Genomic DNA, 13,762 nt, shown 5'->3' on the forward strand with positions numbered 1-13,762 from the left:
GGGCCCCGCCGCACGCGGGAGGTCAGGCCTGGCGGCGGACCTCCACCACCCGGAAGCGGTGGGAGACGAAGGCGCCGTCGCACAGGGCGGCGTTCGCCGCCGGGTTGCCGCCGGAGCCGTGGAAGTCGGAGAACGCGGCCGTCTGGTTCACGTACACCCCGCCCGTCAGGTTCAGCGAGAGCTGGGCCGACTCCTCCAGGCAGACCTCCTCCACCGCGCGCTCGACCTCCTCCGAGGTCGTGTACGCGCCGACCGTCATCGCGCCCTTCTCGCGGACCGTGCTCCGCAGCAGCTCCAGGGCGTCGGCGGTGGAGTCCACCGCGACGGCGAAGGAGACCGGGCCGAAGCACTCCGAGAAGTACGCGTCCCGGGCCTCCGGCTTGGCGCCGTCCAGCTTCACGATCACCGGGGTGCGGACCACGGCGTCGGGAAAGTCCGGGTTGACCACCTCGCGGGAGGCCAGCGCCACCTCGCCGAGCTCGGCGGCGGCTTCGAGGCGCGCCTTCACGTCCGGGTTGACCAGGGCGCCCAGCAGGCCGTTGGCCCGGGCGTCGTCGCCGAGCAGGCCGCCGACCGCCGCCGCCAGGTCGGCCGTGACCTCGTCGTACGACCGGGGGCCCTGGTCGGTGGCGATGCCGTCGCGGGGGATCAGCAGGTTCTGCGGGGTGGTGCACATCTGGCCGCTGTAGAGGGACAGCGAGAAGGCCAGGTTGCCCAGCATGCCCTTGTAGTCGTCGGTGGAGTCCACGACGACCGTGTTGACCCCGGCCTTCTCGGTGTAGACCTGGGCCTGGCGGGCGTTGGCCTCCAGCCAGTCGCCGAAGGCGGTCGAGCCGGTGTAGTCGATGATCCGGACCTCGGGGCGCACGGCCAGGGTCTTCGCGATGCCCTCGCCGGGACGCTCGACGGCGAGCGCCACCAGGTTCGGGTCGAAGCCCGTCTCGGCGAGGACCTCGCGGGCGATCCGGACGGTGAGCGCGAGCGGCAGGACCGCGCGCGGGTGGGGCTTGACCAGGACCGGGTTGCCGGTGGCGAGGGAGGCGAACAGGCCCGGGTAGCCGTTCCACGTGGGGAAGGTGTTGCAGCCGATCACCAGGGCGACGCCCCGGCCGACCGGGGTGAACTCCTTGCTCAGCTCCAGGGGGTCGCGCTTGCCCTGGGGCTTGGACCAGCCGGCCCGCCCGGCGGGGGTGCGGGTCTGCTCCGCGTACGCGTACGCCACGGCCTCCAGGCCGCGGTCCTGGGCGTGCGGGCCGCCGGCCTGGAACGCCATCATGAACGCCTGTCCGCTGGTGTGCATGACGGCGTGGGCGAACTCGTGGGTGCGGGCGGAGATCCGGGCGAGGATCTCCAGGCAGACCAGGGCGCGCGTCTCGGGCCCGGCGTCCCGCCAGGCGCCCGTCCCCTCGCGCATGGCGGGCAGCAGGACGTCGATGTCCGCGTGCGGGTACTCGACGCCGAGCTCCGGCCCGTACGGCGAGACCTCGCCGCCGGTCCAGCCGTCCGTGCCGGGCTGGTCGAGCTCGAAGCGGCCGTTCAGCAGGGACTGGTACGCGGCGAGGCCGGCCGCCGCGTCGAGCGAGCCGTCCGCCCCGTACGCCTTGGGGTGCTCGGGGTGCGGCGACCAGTAGGCGCGGGTGCGGATGGTGTCGAGCGCCTGGTCGAGCGTGGACCGGTGCTTCTCGGCCAGACGGTCGGTGGTCGGCTGAGCGGTGGCCATGGATGGACCAACTCCTCGTCGAGCTGGGCAGGGAGACACGTACGGAGTTAGAGTAACCGAACGATCGGTCGGGACAAGGGGGCCCGTCGATCCTGTGGAAAACCCATCGGGGAGGATCACTCCCATGAGTCCGACGCGACCGTCAGGGGGAACGACGACGTGACCACCAATGAGCCCGCCGGCGGGGAACGGGACCGTGCCGAAGCCGTGGAGCCCGTCGGGCGGCACCGCGTCGTCGCCGTCGTCGGCACCGGGACCATGGGGCAGGGCATCGCCCAGGTCGCGCTGGTCGCCGGCCACCCCGTGCGCCTCTACGACAGCGCCCCCGGCCGGGCGGAGGAGGCCGTGGCCGCCCTCGCCGCCCGCCTCGACCGGCTCGTGGAGAAGGGCCGCCTGGACGCCGGCGCGCGCGAGGCGGCCGTCGGGCGGCTGCACGCGGCCGGGGAGCTCGCCGAGCTCGCGGACGCGGCCCTCGTCGCCGAGGCGATCGTCGAGGACCTGGCGGTCAAGCGGCGGCTCTTCGCCGATCTGGAGGAGGTCGTCGGCGACGACACCGTCCTCGCCACCAACACCTCGTCGCTCTCCGTCACCGCCATCGCCGGGGGCCTGCGGCTGCCCGGCCGGTTCGTCGGACTGCACTTCTTCAACCCGGCGCCGCTGCTCCCGCTGGTCGAGGTCGTCAGCGGCTTCGCCACCGACCCGGACGCCGCCACGCGCGCGTACGGGACGGTGAAGGGCTGGGGCAAGACGCCGGTGCGCTGCGCGGACACCCCCGGCTTCATCGTGAACCGGGTCGCGCGCCCCTTCTACGCCGAGGCGCTGCGCGTCCACGAGGAGGGCGGCGCCGACCCGGCCACCATCGACGCGGCCCTGCGCGAGAGCGGCGGCTTCCGCATGGGCCCGTTCGAGCTGACCGACCTGATCGGCCAGGACGTGAACGAGGCCGTCACCCGCTCCGTCTGGGACTCCTTCCACCAGGACCCCAAGTTCACCCCGTCGCTCGCGCAGCGCCGGCTCGTCGAGTCGGGGCGCCTCGGCCGCAAGACGGGCCACGGCTGGTTCTCGTACGCGGAGGGCGCCGAGCGGCCCGAGCCGCACACGGCCCCGCCGGCGAAGGCGCCGGAGGGGATCCTCGTCCGGGGCGACCTCGGACCCGCCGAGCCGCTGGTGGGGCTCTTCGAGGAGGCGGGGATCAAGGTCCGGCGCAAGAAGGGGAACGGCCTCGTCAAGCTGCCGGGCGGTGTCCGGCTCGTGCTCGCGGACGGGGAGTCCTCCTTCGAGTACGGCCACGAGGAGATCGTCCACTTCGACCTGGCCCACGACTACGCGCGCGCGAGCCGGATCGTGCTCTCCACCCGGGAGGGGATCGCGCCGGACGCCCTCGCCGAGGCGGTGGGCCTCTTCCAGGCCCTCGGCAAGCAGGTGTCCGTCATCGGTGACGTGCCCGGCATGATCGTCGCCCGCACGGTCGCGATGCTGGCCGATCTCGCGGCCGACGCGGTCGACCGCGGGGTCGCCACCGCCGAGGACGTCGACACGGCCATGCGGCTCGGGGTCAACTACCCGGCGGGACCGCTGGAGTGGGCCGGGACGTTCGGCCACCGGCGCGCGTGCTCCCTCCTCGGGGCGCTGCACGAGCGGTACCCGACGGGCCGGTACGCGCCGAGCGTCGGCCTGGTGCGCCGGGGATACGCCGAGGAAGGACGGGAATCCCGATGACCACGGCGAAGCGCGACACGTACACCCCCGAGACGCTGCTCTCGGTCGCGGTGCGGGTCTTCAACGAGCGCGGCTACGACGGCACGTCCATGGAGCACCTGTCGAAGGCGGCGGGCATCTCCAAGTCGTCGATCTACCACCACGTGTCCGGCAAGGAGGAGCTGCTCCGGCGGGCGGTCAGCCGGGCGCTCGACGGCCTGTTCGCGGTCCTCGACGAACCGGGGGCCGGGCAGGGCCGGGCCGTCGAGCGGGTCGAGTACGTCACGCGCCGCACGGTCGAGGTGCTGGTCGAGGAGCTGCCGTACGTGACGCTGCTGCTGCGGGTGCGCGGCAACACGGCCACCGAGCGGTGGGCGATGGAGCGGCGCCGCGAGTTCGACCACCGGGTGGCCGACCTGCTCAAGGCGGCCGCCGCCGAGGGCGACCTGCGGGCCGACGTGGACATCCGGCTCGCGACCCGGCTGCTCTTCGGCATGATCAACTCGCTGGTGGAGTGGTACCGGCCGCACCCGGACACGGTGGCGGAGCGGCGGCGGATCGCCGAGACCGTCGTCCACCTGGCCTTCGACGGGCTGCGGACGGCCCGCTGACGGCGGTCGGCCCGGACGCCTCAGTGGTCCGGGTCGAGGTCCGTCTCCTCGAAGACCAGCAGGGTCCGGGTGGAGAGCACCTCCGGGATCGACTGGAGCTTGGTGAGCACCAGCTCGCGCAGGGTCCGGTTGTCCGGGGTGTGCACCAGGAGCAGTACGTCGAAATCGCCGCTGACCAGCGCGATGTGCGCGGCTCCCGGCAGGGCCTGGAGCTGCTCGCGCACGGTCCGCCAGGAGTTCTGGACGATCTTGAGCGTGATGTAGGCGGAGGCGCCGTGGCCCGCCCGCTCGTGGTTCACGCGGGCGCTGAAACCGCGGATCACCCCGTCGTCGATGAGCCGGTTGATCCGCGCGTAGGCGTTGGCCCGGGAGACGTGCACCCGCTCGGCCACGGAGCGGATCGAGGCGCGGCCGTCCGTTTGGAGTATGCGCAGGATGTCGCGGTCGACGGCGTCCAGCGGGCGCGCGGGCGGGCCCGGCAGCGCCGCCGCGGGAGCCGGTGACACGACCTGCTCCCATTCGTCGGCCATTTGTTCATCCGCCATGTGCCCCCGCCTTTCTCCGGTGGACGACCTGTTCTCATCCCAAGCTGTGGAGAACCGTTTGTCCACAGGCTGGAGGTGCCTGTAGCCAAAATGCCTCCACGACCGAACAATCGGTAGGTGAGGCGCACCACACTCGCGCCGCCCGCCTTCGGGCTTCACGCCCGCTCCCACGAGGAGGTGGACTCGTTGCGACAGCGCAGTTCGACAGTCCAAGAGCCGCCCGGTGCCGCCCACGCCCACCGGACCACCCCGCCGACGTGGCAGCCGCGCACCGACCCCGCGCCGCTGCTGCCCGACGCCGAGCCGCTGCGCGTGCTCGGCACGGACGCCGTGGCCGACGCCGATCCCGCGCTGCTGCTGAAGCTCTACGCGGAGCTGGTCCGCGGCCGCCGGTACAACACCCAGGCCACCGCCCTCACCAAGCAGGGCCGGCTCGCCGTGTACCCGTCCACCACCGGCCAGGAGGCGTGCGAGATCGCCGCCGCCGCGGCCCTGGAGGAGCGGGACTGGCTCTTCCCCTCGTACCGCGACACCCTGGCGGCGGTGGCCCGCGGCCTCGACCCCGTCCAGGCCCTGACCCTGCTGCGCGGCGACTGGCACACCGGCTATGACCCGCACGAGCACCGGATCGCGCCGCTCTGCACCCCCCTGGCCACCCAGCTCCCGCACGCGGTGGGCCTCGCCCACGCCGCCCGCCTCAAGGGCGACGACGTCGTCGCCCTCGCCATGGTCGGCGACGGCGGCACCAGCGAGGGCGACTTCCACGAGGCGCTGAACTTCGCGGCCGTCTGGCGGGCCCCCGTGGTCTTCCTCGTCCAGAACAACGGCTTCGCGATCTCCGTGCCGCTCGCCAAGCAGACCGCCGCCCCCTCCCTCGCCCACAAGGCCGTCGGATACGGGATGCCGGGCCGGCTCGTCGACGGCAACGACGTGGTCGCCGTCCACCAGGTGCTCACCGAGGCCGTGGCACGCGCGCGGAGCGGCGGCGGCCCGACCCTCGTCGAGGCCGTCACCTACCGGATCGACGCCCACACCAACGCCGACGACGCCACCCGCTACCGCGAGGCCGCCGAGGTCGAGACCTGGCGGGCGCACGACCCCGTCCTGATCCTCGAACGGGAACTGACCGGACGCGGCCTGCTCGACGAGGACGGCAGGCGCGCCGCCGCCGAGGCCGCCGAGACGATGGCCGCGGACCTGCGCGAACGGATGAACGCCGACCCGGTGCTCGACCCGATGGACCTGTTCTCCCACGTGTACGCGGAGCAGACCACACAGCTGCGCGAACAGGCGGCGCAGCTGCGCGCCGAGCTCGAAGCCGAGGGTGAGGCGTGATGACGACCGCGACGACCGGTCCCAAGGCGGCCGGGACCGGCAGGAAGGCCGGGAAGGCCAAGCCCGCCACGATGGCGCAGGCGCTCCAGCGCGCCATGCGCGACGCCATGGCCGAGGACCCGACCGTCCACGTGATGGGCGAGGACGTCGGCGCCCTCGGCGGGGTCTTCCGGGTCACCGACGGGCTCGCGAAGGAGTTCGGCGAGGACCGCTGCACGGACACCCCGCTGGCCGAGGCCGGCATCCTCGGCGCGGCCGTCGGCATGGCCATGTACGGCCTGCGGCCCGTCGTGGAGATGCAGTTCGACGCCTTCGCCTACCCGGCGTTCGAGCAGCTGATCTCCCACGTGGCCCGCATGCGCAACCGCACGCGCGGCGCCATGCCCATGCCGATCGTCATCCGGGTGCCGTACGGCGGCGGGATCGGCGGCGTCGAGCACCACAGCGACTCCTCCGAGGCCTACTACACGGCCACCCCGGGCCTGCACGTCGTCACCCCGGCCACCGTCGAGGACGCCTACGGCCTGCTGCGCGCGGCCATCGCCTCCGACGACCCGGTGGTCTTCCTGGAGCCCAAGCGGCTCTACTGGTCCAAGTCCGACTGGTCCCCCGAGGCGCCCGCGGCCGTCGAGCCGATCGGCAGGGCCGTCGTGCGGCGCCGGGGCACCGGCGCCACCCTGATCACCTACGGCCCCTCGGTGCCGGTCTGCCTGGAGGCCGCCGAGGCCGCGCAGGCGGAGGGCTGGGACCTCGAAGTCGTCGACCTGCGCTCGCTCGTGCCGTTCGACGACGAGACCGTCTGCGCCTCGGTGCGGCGCACCGGACGCGCGGTCGTGGTCCACGAGTCGACCGGCTTCGGCGGCCCCGGCGCGGAGATCGCCGCCCGGGTGACCGAGCGCTGCTTCCACCACCTGGAGGCGCCGGTGCTGCGGGTCGCGGGCTTCGACATCCCGTACCCGCCGCCGATGCTGGAGCGGCACCACCTGCCCGGCGTGGACCGGGTCCTGGACGCGGTGGCGCGGCTCCAGTGGGAGGCGGACAACTGATGGCCCAGGTCCTCGAATTCAAGCTTCCCGACCTCGGCGAGGGACTCACCGAGGCCGAGATCGTGCGCTGGCTGGTCGCCGTCGGCGACGTCGTCGCCGTCGACCAGCCGGTCGTCGAGGTCGAGACGGCCAAGGCCATGGTCGAGGTGCCCTGCCCGTACGGCGGCGTCGTCACCGCCCGGTACGGCGAGGAGGGCACCGAACTGCCCGTCGGCGCACCGCTCCTGACGGTCGCCGTGGGCGGCACGGGGGAACCGGAGCCCGCAGCCGTTCCCGCCGCCGCGGAGAAGGGCGCCGGGGACGCCGAGTCGGCCGTCTCCTCCGAGTACTCGGGCAACGTCCTCGTCGGGTACGGCACCGCCGGGCCCGCCGCCCGTCGCCGCCGGGTGCGGCAGACGGCTCCGGCCGCCGCTCCGGCTCCGGCACCGGTCGTGGTCCCCGCGCCCGCGCCCGCTCCCGCCGCCCCCGCGCACCAGGGGCCCGTGCCCGTCATCTCGCCGATCGTGCGGAAGTTGGCCAGGGACGGGGGGCTCGACCTGCGGCAGGTGCGCGGTTCGGGACCCGAGGGGCTGATCCTGCGGGCCGACGTGGAACTCGCCCTCGCGACGGACCGGGACCACCCGGCGCCCGTTCCCCCCGCCTCCTCCGTCGCACCGGCGGGCTCCGTCGCACCGGCGGGCGAGCGGGTCCCGCTGCGCGGGATCCGCGGCGCGGTGGCGGACAAGCTGTCCCGCAGCCGTACGGAGATCCCGGACGCGACCTGCTGGGTCGACGCCGACGCGACCGAGCTGATGGCCGCGCGGGCGGCGATGAACGCGGCGGGCGGGCCGAAGATCTCGCTGCTCGCGCTCCTCGCCCGGATCTGCGTCCACGCCCTGGCCCGGTTCCCCGAGCTCAACTCCACGGTCGACACCGCAGCCCGGGAGATCGCCCGGCTGCCGGACGTGCACCTCGGGTTCGCCGCCCAGACCCCGCGCGGCCTGGTCGTCCCCGTGGTCAAGGACGCGGGGACGCGGACGGCCGAGTCGCTGACGGAGGAGTTCGGGCGCCTGACCGAGGCCGCCCGGCAGTCCGCGCTCACCCCGGCCGACCTGACGGGGGGCACGTTCACCCTCAACAACTACGGGGTGTTCGGGGTCGACGGCTCCACGCCGATCATCAACCACCCCGAGGCCGCGATGCTCGGCGTCGGCCGGATCATTCCCAAGCCCTGGGTGCACCGGGGCGAACTGGCCGTCCGTCAGGTGGTGCAGCTCTCGCTCACCTTCGACCACCGGGTCTGCGACGGCGGCACGGCGGGCGGCTTCCTGCGGTACGTGGCGGACTGCGTCGAACAGCCCGCGGTCCTGCTCCGCACGGTCTGACGGTCCGCCGCCCCCAGGGCCTGAAGGTCCGCCGCCCCAGGGACTGAAGGTCCGCCGCCCCCAGGGTCTGAAGGTCCGCCGCCCCACGGGTCGGCGGACCGGTGCCCTGCTGATCGGCGGACCGATGTCCCATGGACCGGCGGGCCGTTGCTCCTCCGGCGGCGCGCCGGCCCGTCTCTCCAAGTGGGACGGGCCGGGCGTCCGCGGCCCCCGGCGGCCCATACTGCTGGGGTGACCACCGCATACGACGCCGTCGTGCTCGCCGGGGGCGCCGCCCGGCGCCTCGGCGGCACCGACAAGCCCGGGGTACGGATCGGGGGCCGGACCCTCCTCGACCGGGTGCTCGCGGCCTGCTCCGGCGCCGGCCGCACCGTGGTCGTCGGTTCCCCCCGGCCGACCGGCCGGCCCGTCCGCTGGACCGGGGAGGACCCGCCCGGCGGCGGCCCGGTGGCCGCCCTCGACGCGGGGGTGCGGGAGGCGGAGGCCGCCGTCCTGCTCGTCCTCTCCGCCGACCTGCCCTTCCTGGACGGCGCCACCGTCCGGAGCCTCCTCGACGCGCTGGACGAGGACCCGGGCGCCGAGGCCGTGCTCCTCACCGACGCCGAGGGGCGCGACCAGCCGCTCGTCGCCGCGTACCGGACCGGTCCGCTGCGCCGCGCGCTGGACCGGCTCGCGCACGACCACGGCGGCCTCGCCCACCTGCCGCTGCGTCACCTCACGCACGCGCTCCGGCTCGTCCGGCTTCCCGCGGGCCCCTTCGCCTCCTTCGACTGCGACACCTGGGAGGACATCGCCACGGCCCGCGCCCGCATCAGGGAGCATGGGAGCGTGCTGGACGAATGGATCACCGCAGTCAAGGACGAACTGGGCATCGAGCTGGACGTCGACACCGGCGTGCTGCTCGATCTGGCCCGCGACGCCGCCCACAACGTGGCCCGCCCCGCCGCGCCCCTGACCACCTTCCTGGTGGGGTACGCGGCGGCGCGCGCGGGCGAGGGCGGCCCCGAGGCGGTCGCGGAGGCCGCCCGCAAGGCCGCGGCGCTGGCCCTGCGCTGGGAGGCCGAGCAGGACGGACCCGGATGAGCCTGAAGGAGTCCGCTCCCGTGGCCCCCGACCCCGCCGACAGCGCTTCCGGGCCCGCCGACGACCCTTCCGGTCCCGCCGACACCCCTTCCGGACCCGTCGGTGGCGCGAAGGCCGGGCATCCGCACCGGGCCACCTCCTGGCCCGAGGCGCGGGCCGTCGCGGGCCGTGCCGGGGCCGCGGCCCGGACCGGCCGGGAGCCGCTGGCGCTCCCGCTGGGGCGGGCGCTCGGCCAGGTCCTGGCGGGGCCGCTCCCGGCCCTCGCCGACCTGCCGTCCTTCGACACCTCCGCCATGGACGGCTGGGCGGTCGCGGGCCCCGGCCCCTGGCACGTCCGCGAGGAGACCGCCGTCCTGGCCGGCCACGCTCCGGCCGCCGCCCTGGCCGGCGGGGAGGCGGTACGGATCGCCACCGGCGCCCCCGTCCCGCCCGGGACCACGGCCGTCCTCCGTACCGAGCACTCCCGTACCGAGCAGCCCCGCACAGAGCAGCCCCGTACCGAGCACTCCCGCCCCGAGCGCCCGGACGGCCCGCCTCGTGCCCTGCTGCACGCCCTGCGCGAGGTCGTCGCCGGGCAGGACATCCGTCCCCGGGGCCAGGAGTGCCGCTCCGGCGACGAACTGCTGCCCGCCGGCGCCGCCGTGACCCCCGCCGTCCTCGGCCTCGCCGCGGCCGCCGGATACGACGAACTCCTCGTGCGGCCCCGCCCCCGGGTGGAGATCCTGGTCCTCGGCGACGAGCTCCTCGCGGCCGGTCTCCCCCACGAAGGGCTCATCCGGGACGCCCTCGGGCCGATGCTGGGCCCCTGGCTGGCGGCGCTCGGCGCGGACGTCCTCGCCACCCGCCGGATCGGCGACGACGCCGAGGCGCTGTACGCGGCCGTCACCGGCTCCGCCGCCGACCTGGTCGTCACCACAGGGGGCACCGCCGCCGGACCCGTGGACCACGTCCACCGCGTGCTCGACAAGGCCGGTGCCACGCTCCTGGTCGACGGGGTGAAGGTACGGCCGGGGCACCCCATGCTCCTCGCCCGTCTCGGCACCGACCCGGCCCGCCCGCTCCACGTGCGCCACCTCGTCGGTCTCCCCGGCAACCCGCTCGCGGCCGTCTCCGGGCTCCTCACCCTGGCCGCTCCGCTGCTCGCCGCCCTGGCCCGGGCCGCGTCCCCCGCGTCCCCCGCGTTCCCCGCAGAGGACGGGGCCGGATCCGGAGCCCGTACTCCCGTGCCGTACCGTGTGCCCGTTCGGGACGAGGTGCACGGGCACCCCCATGACACACGACTCGTCCCGGTCGTCCGCCGCGGCGGATCGGCCGTTCCGCTGCGCTACAACGGTCCGGCCATGCTCCGCGGCGTCGCCGCCGCGGACGGCCTGGCCGTCGTCCCGCCCGGCGGGGCACGGCCGGGACAGGAACTGGACGTCCTCGATCTTCCCTGGCCGCCGACGGCGGGGGCCGCACCGGCCCAAGGAGCGTGTTTCACGTGAAACTTCCCAGTCGTGACGTGATGGCCCGCCACGCGGACGAGAAGATCTCCGGCCCGCGGGTCACCCTGCCCCGCCGGGAGGTGGAGCGGCCGCTGCGCCAGGTCGGCAAGCGCCTGCTCATGGCGCTCGGCGTGCTCTTCGTGACGATTCTCCTCGTCTACTTCGACCGCGACGGCTACCACGACAACGCCGACGAGAAGCTCGACTTCCTCGACTGCGCCTACTACGCGACCGTGACGCTCTCCACCACCGGATACGGCGACATCGTCCCGTACAGCGACACGGCGCGGCTCATCAACATCCTGCTGGTCACGCCCCTGCGCGTGCTGTTTCTGATCATTCTGGTCGGCACCACCCTGGAGGTCCTCACCGAGCGGACCCGGGAGGAGTTCCGGCTGAACCGCTGGAGGTCCACCTTGCGCGACCACACCGTCATCGTCGGGTTCGGCACGAAGGGGCGGTCCGCGATCCAGACCCTCTGCGCGACCGGGCTCAGCAAGGAGCAGATCGTCATCGTCGATCCCTCCAGCAAGGTGATCGAGACGGCGAACGCGGACGGTTTCGTCGGTGTCATCGGCGACGCGACCCGCAGCGCCGTGCTGCTCCGCGCCGAGGTGCAGCGGGCCCGGCAGATCGTCATCGCCACCCAGCGCGACGACACGGCCGTCCTGGTCACCCTGACCGCGCGCCAGCTCAACCGGGGCGCGAAGATCGTCGCCGCCGTCCGCGAAGAGGAGAACGCGCCGCTGCTGCGCCAGTCCGGCGCGGACGCGGTCATCACCAGCGCCAGCGCCGCCGGGCGCCTGCTCGGCCTCTCGGTGCTGAGCCCCAGCGCCGGCACGGTGATGGAGGACCTGATCCAGCAGGGCTCCGGCCTCGACCTGGTCGAGCGCCCCGTGACCAAGAGCGAGGCGGGCAAGAGCCCGCGGGAGACCGGGGACCTGGTGGTGAGCGTGCTCCGGGGCCACCGTCTGCTCAGCTACGACGACCCCGCGGCCAACCCCCTCCAGCTGACCGACCGGGTGATCACCATCGTGCGCGCCGTGCCGGTGACCCGGCTCTCCACCCCGCCGGAGGACTGAGCCCGCCCCGGCGGCGGTCGCGGGAGTAGCCTCGCCGCCATGTATGCGATCACGATTCCGGAACCCGGCGGACCCGAGGCCCTGATCTGGTCCGAGGTGCCCGATCCCGTACCCGGCGAGGGCGAGGTGCTCGTCGAGGTGGTGGCGAGCGCGGTCAACCGCGCCGACCTGCTCCAGCGCCAGGGCTTCTACGACCCGCCGCCGGGCAGCTCCCCGTACCCCGGTCTCGAGTGCTCGGGCCGGATCACCGCGCTCGGCCCGGGGGTGACCGGCTGGAACGTCGGCGACGAGGTGTGCGCGCTACTCGCCGGCGGCGGTTACGCGGAGAAGGTCGTGGTCCCGGCCGGCCAGCTCCTGCCGGTGCCGGAGGGCGTCGACGCGGCCACGGCCGCCGCGCTCCCCGAGGTCGCGTGCACCGTCTGGTCCAACGTCTTCATGATCGCCCACCTGCGGCCGGGCGAGACGCTCCTCGTGCACGGCGGCGCGAGCGGGATCGGCACGATGGCGATCCAGCTCGCGAAGGCGGTCGGGGCCCGGGTCGTGGTCACGGCCGGAAGCCCCGAGAAGCTGGCGCGCTGCGCCGAACTGGGCGCGGACGTCCTCATCGACTACCGCGCGCAGGACTTCGTCGAGGAACTGGCCAAGGCGACGGACGGGGCCGGGGCGGACGTCATCCTGGACATCGTCGGCGCCAAGTACCTGGAACGGAACGTGAAGGCGCTCGCCGTGAACGGGCGCCTCGTGATCATCGGCCTCCAGGGCGGGGTGAAGGGCGAGCTGAACCTCGGGGCGCTGCTCGCGAAGCGCGGCGCCGTCATGGCGACCACGCTGCGGTCCCGTCCGGCGCGGGAGAAGGCGGCGATCGTCGCCGCCGTCCGGGAGCACGTCTGGCCGCTGGTCGAGGCGGGCACGGTCCGGCCGGTCGTGGACCGCACGGTGCCGCTGCCGGAGGCCGCCGACGCGCACCGGGCGCTGGAGGCCGGCGACCACGTCGGCAAGGTCCTGCTCCTCGCCCCCCGGGACTGACCCGGCCCACGCACGGGGGCCCGGCACACACCTCGTGTGCCGGGCCCCTGCGCGTACGAAGCCGCAAGACCGCGTACGAACGCCGTGGACCGCGTACGAAGCCGCAAGACCGCGTACGACCCCGTCCCACCGGCGCGTCCTACAGGTACGGCCCCGAGCGGATCGCGTGGCCCGGGCCGTGGTCGTCGTCATCGTCGTGACCGGAGCCCGGCGGCAGCGCCCTGCGCATCTGCTCCAACTGGGCGCGGGCCGCCATCTGCTGGGCGAACAGCGCCGTCTGGATGCCGTGGAAGAGGCCCTCCAGCCAGCCCACCAACTGCGCCTGCGCGATGCGCAGTTCCGCCTCGGAGGGGATCGCCTCGTCCGTGAACGGCAGGGAGAGGCGCTCCAGTTCCTCGACCAGCTCGGGCGCGAGCCCGTCCTCCAGCTCCTTCACGGAGCTGGCGTGGATGTCCTTGAGCCTGACCCGGCTGGCCTCGTCGAGAGGTGCCGCGCGTACTTCTTCCAGGAGCTGCTTGATCATGCTGCCGATCCGCATGACCTTCGCAGGCTGCTCGACCATTTCCGTCACCGGGACCTCGCGGGGTTCGTCGTCGCCCTGAGTGCCGCCGAGCGCCATCCCGTCCTGTCCCACGATGAGGACCTGGGGGCTCTCCTGCGACCTGTCATTCCTCGGCATCTCCATGCCGCCATTCTCTCGTACACGTGCTTCACCACGGGGTGTGCCCCTGTACGAGGGTGATCCACCCTCGTACAGGGGCACAGACG

General features: G+C 74.2%; 12 protein-coding genes. 9 read left to right on the top strand and 3 right to left on the bottom strand.

Features of this window, described 5'->3' with window-relative positions:
- Nucleotides 1-22: 22 nt before the first annotated feature.
- The gene (gene paaN, locus ADL08_RS01020) at nt 23-1,720 is read right to left on the bottom strand and encodes a phenylacetic acid degradation protein PaaN (protein WP_053640060.1); all 1,698 of its coding nucleotides are present in this window, start codon (nt 1,718-1,720) and stop codon (nt 23-25) included.
- A gap of 207 nt (nt 1,721-1,927) precedes the next feature.
- Between paaN and ADL08_RS01025 the strand changes: the two genes are divergently transcribed.
- Both ADL08_RS01025 and ADL08_RS01030 read left to right on the top strand, forming a co-directional pair.
- Complete coding sequence (locus ADL08_RS01025) at nt 1,928-3,439, top strand: 3-hydroxyacyl-CoA dehydrogenase (protein ID WP_199836925.1); 1,512 nt, start codon at nt 1,928-1,930, stop codon at nt 3,437-3,439.
- On the top strand, nt 3,436-4,029 hold the full coding sequence (locus ADL08_RS01030) for a TetR/AcrR family transcriptional regulator (protein ID WP_053640061.1): 594 nt from the start codon (nt 3,436-3,438) through the stop codon (nt 4,027-4,029). Before ADL08_RS01025 ends, ADL08_RS01030 begins: the two co-directional genes overlap by 4 nt.
- Before the next feature lie 20 nt (nt 4,030-4,049).
- Here the strand turns inward: ADL08_RS01030 and ADL08_RS01035 are convergent, their stop codons facing one another.
- Entirely contained in the window at nt 4,050-4,559 is a 510-nt protein-coding gene (locus ADL08_RS01035) for an Lrp/AsnC family transcriptional regulator (RefSeq protein ID WP_053640062.1), read from the bottom strand.
- 192 nt (nt 4,560-4,751) lie between these two features.
- Here ADL08_RS01035 and pdhA point away from each other — a divergent pair, with 192 nt between their 5' ends.
- The 7 genes from pdhA (at nt 4,752) to ADL08_RS01070 (ending at nt 12,994) form a co-directional block, all read left to right on the top strand.
- On the top strand, nt 4,752-5,909 hold the full coding sequence (pdhA, locus tag ADL08_RS01040) for a pyruvate dehydrogenase (acetyl-transferring) E1 component subunit alpha (protein WP_078967902.1): 1,158 nt from the start codon (nt 4,752-4,754) through the stop codon (nt 5,907-5,909).
- On the top strand, nt 5,909-6,955 hold the full coding sequence (locus ADL08_RS01045; protein ID WP_053640063.1) for an alpha-ketoacid dehydrogenase subunit beta: 1,047 nt from the start codon (nt 5,909-5,911) through the stop codon (nt 6,953-6,955). Before pdhA ends, ADL08_RS01045 begins: the two co-directional genes overlap by 1 nt.
- A complete protein-coding gene (locus ADL08_RS01050) occupies nt 6,955-8,319 on the top strand; it encodes a dihydrolipoamide acetyltransferase family protein (protein ID WP_053640064.1) in 1,365 nt (454 codons plus the stop codon). Before ADL08_RS01045 ends, ADL08_RS01050 begins: the two co-directional genes overlap by 1 nt.
- 231 nt (nt 8,320-8,550) lie before the next feature.
- Entirely contained in the window at nt 8,551-9,402 is an 852-nt protein-coding gene (locus tag ADL08_RS01055) for an NTP transferase domain-containing protein (protein ID WP_053640065.1), read from the top strand.
- On the top strand, nt 9,399-10,886 hold the full coding sequence (locus tag ADL08_RS01060) for a molybdopterin molybdotransferase MoeA (RefSeq protein ID WP_053640066.1): 1,488 nt from the start codon (nt 9,399-9,401) through the stop codon (nt 10,884-10,886). Before ADL08_RS01055 ends, ADL08_RS01060 begins: the two co-directional genes overlap by 4 nt.
- Nucleotides 10,887-10,906: 20 nt before the next feature.
- Nucleotides 10,907-11,968 (top strand): potassium channel family protein, encoded by a 1,062-nt coding sequence (locus ADL08_RS01065; protein WP_053640067.1) that lies wholly within the window; start codon nt 10,907-10,909, stop codon nt 11,966-11,968.
- A 39-nt stretch (nt 11,969-12,007) separates the two neighbouring features.
- Complete coding sequence (locus ADL08_RS01070) at nt 12,008-12,994, top strand: NAD(P)H-quinone oxidoreductase (protein WP_053640068.1); 987 nt, start codon at nt 12,008-12,010, stop codon at nt 12,992-12,994.
- A gap of 139 nt (nt 12,995-13,133) precedes the next feature.
- Here the strand turns inward: ADL08_RS01070 and ADL08_RS01075 are convergent, their stop codons facing one another.
- Nucleotides 13,134-13,679 carry a bacterial proteasome activator family protein gene (locus ADL08_RS01075; protein ID WP_053640069.1) on the bottom strand — a complete coding sequence of 182 codons (546 nt, stop codon included), beginning with the start codon at nt 13,677-13,679 and terminating at the stop codon, nt 13,134-13,136.
- Between the last annotated feature and the right edge of the window lie 83 nt (nt 13,680-13,762).

It is taken from the genome of Streptomyces sp. NRRL F-6492, from assembly GCF_001280125.1.
In the GTDB taxonomy this organism is placed as follows: Bacteria; Actinomycetota; Actinomycetes; order Streptomycetales; family Streptomycetaceae; genus Streptomyces.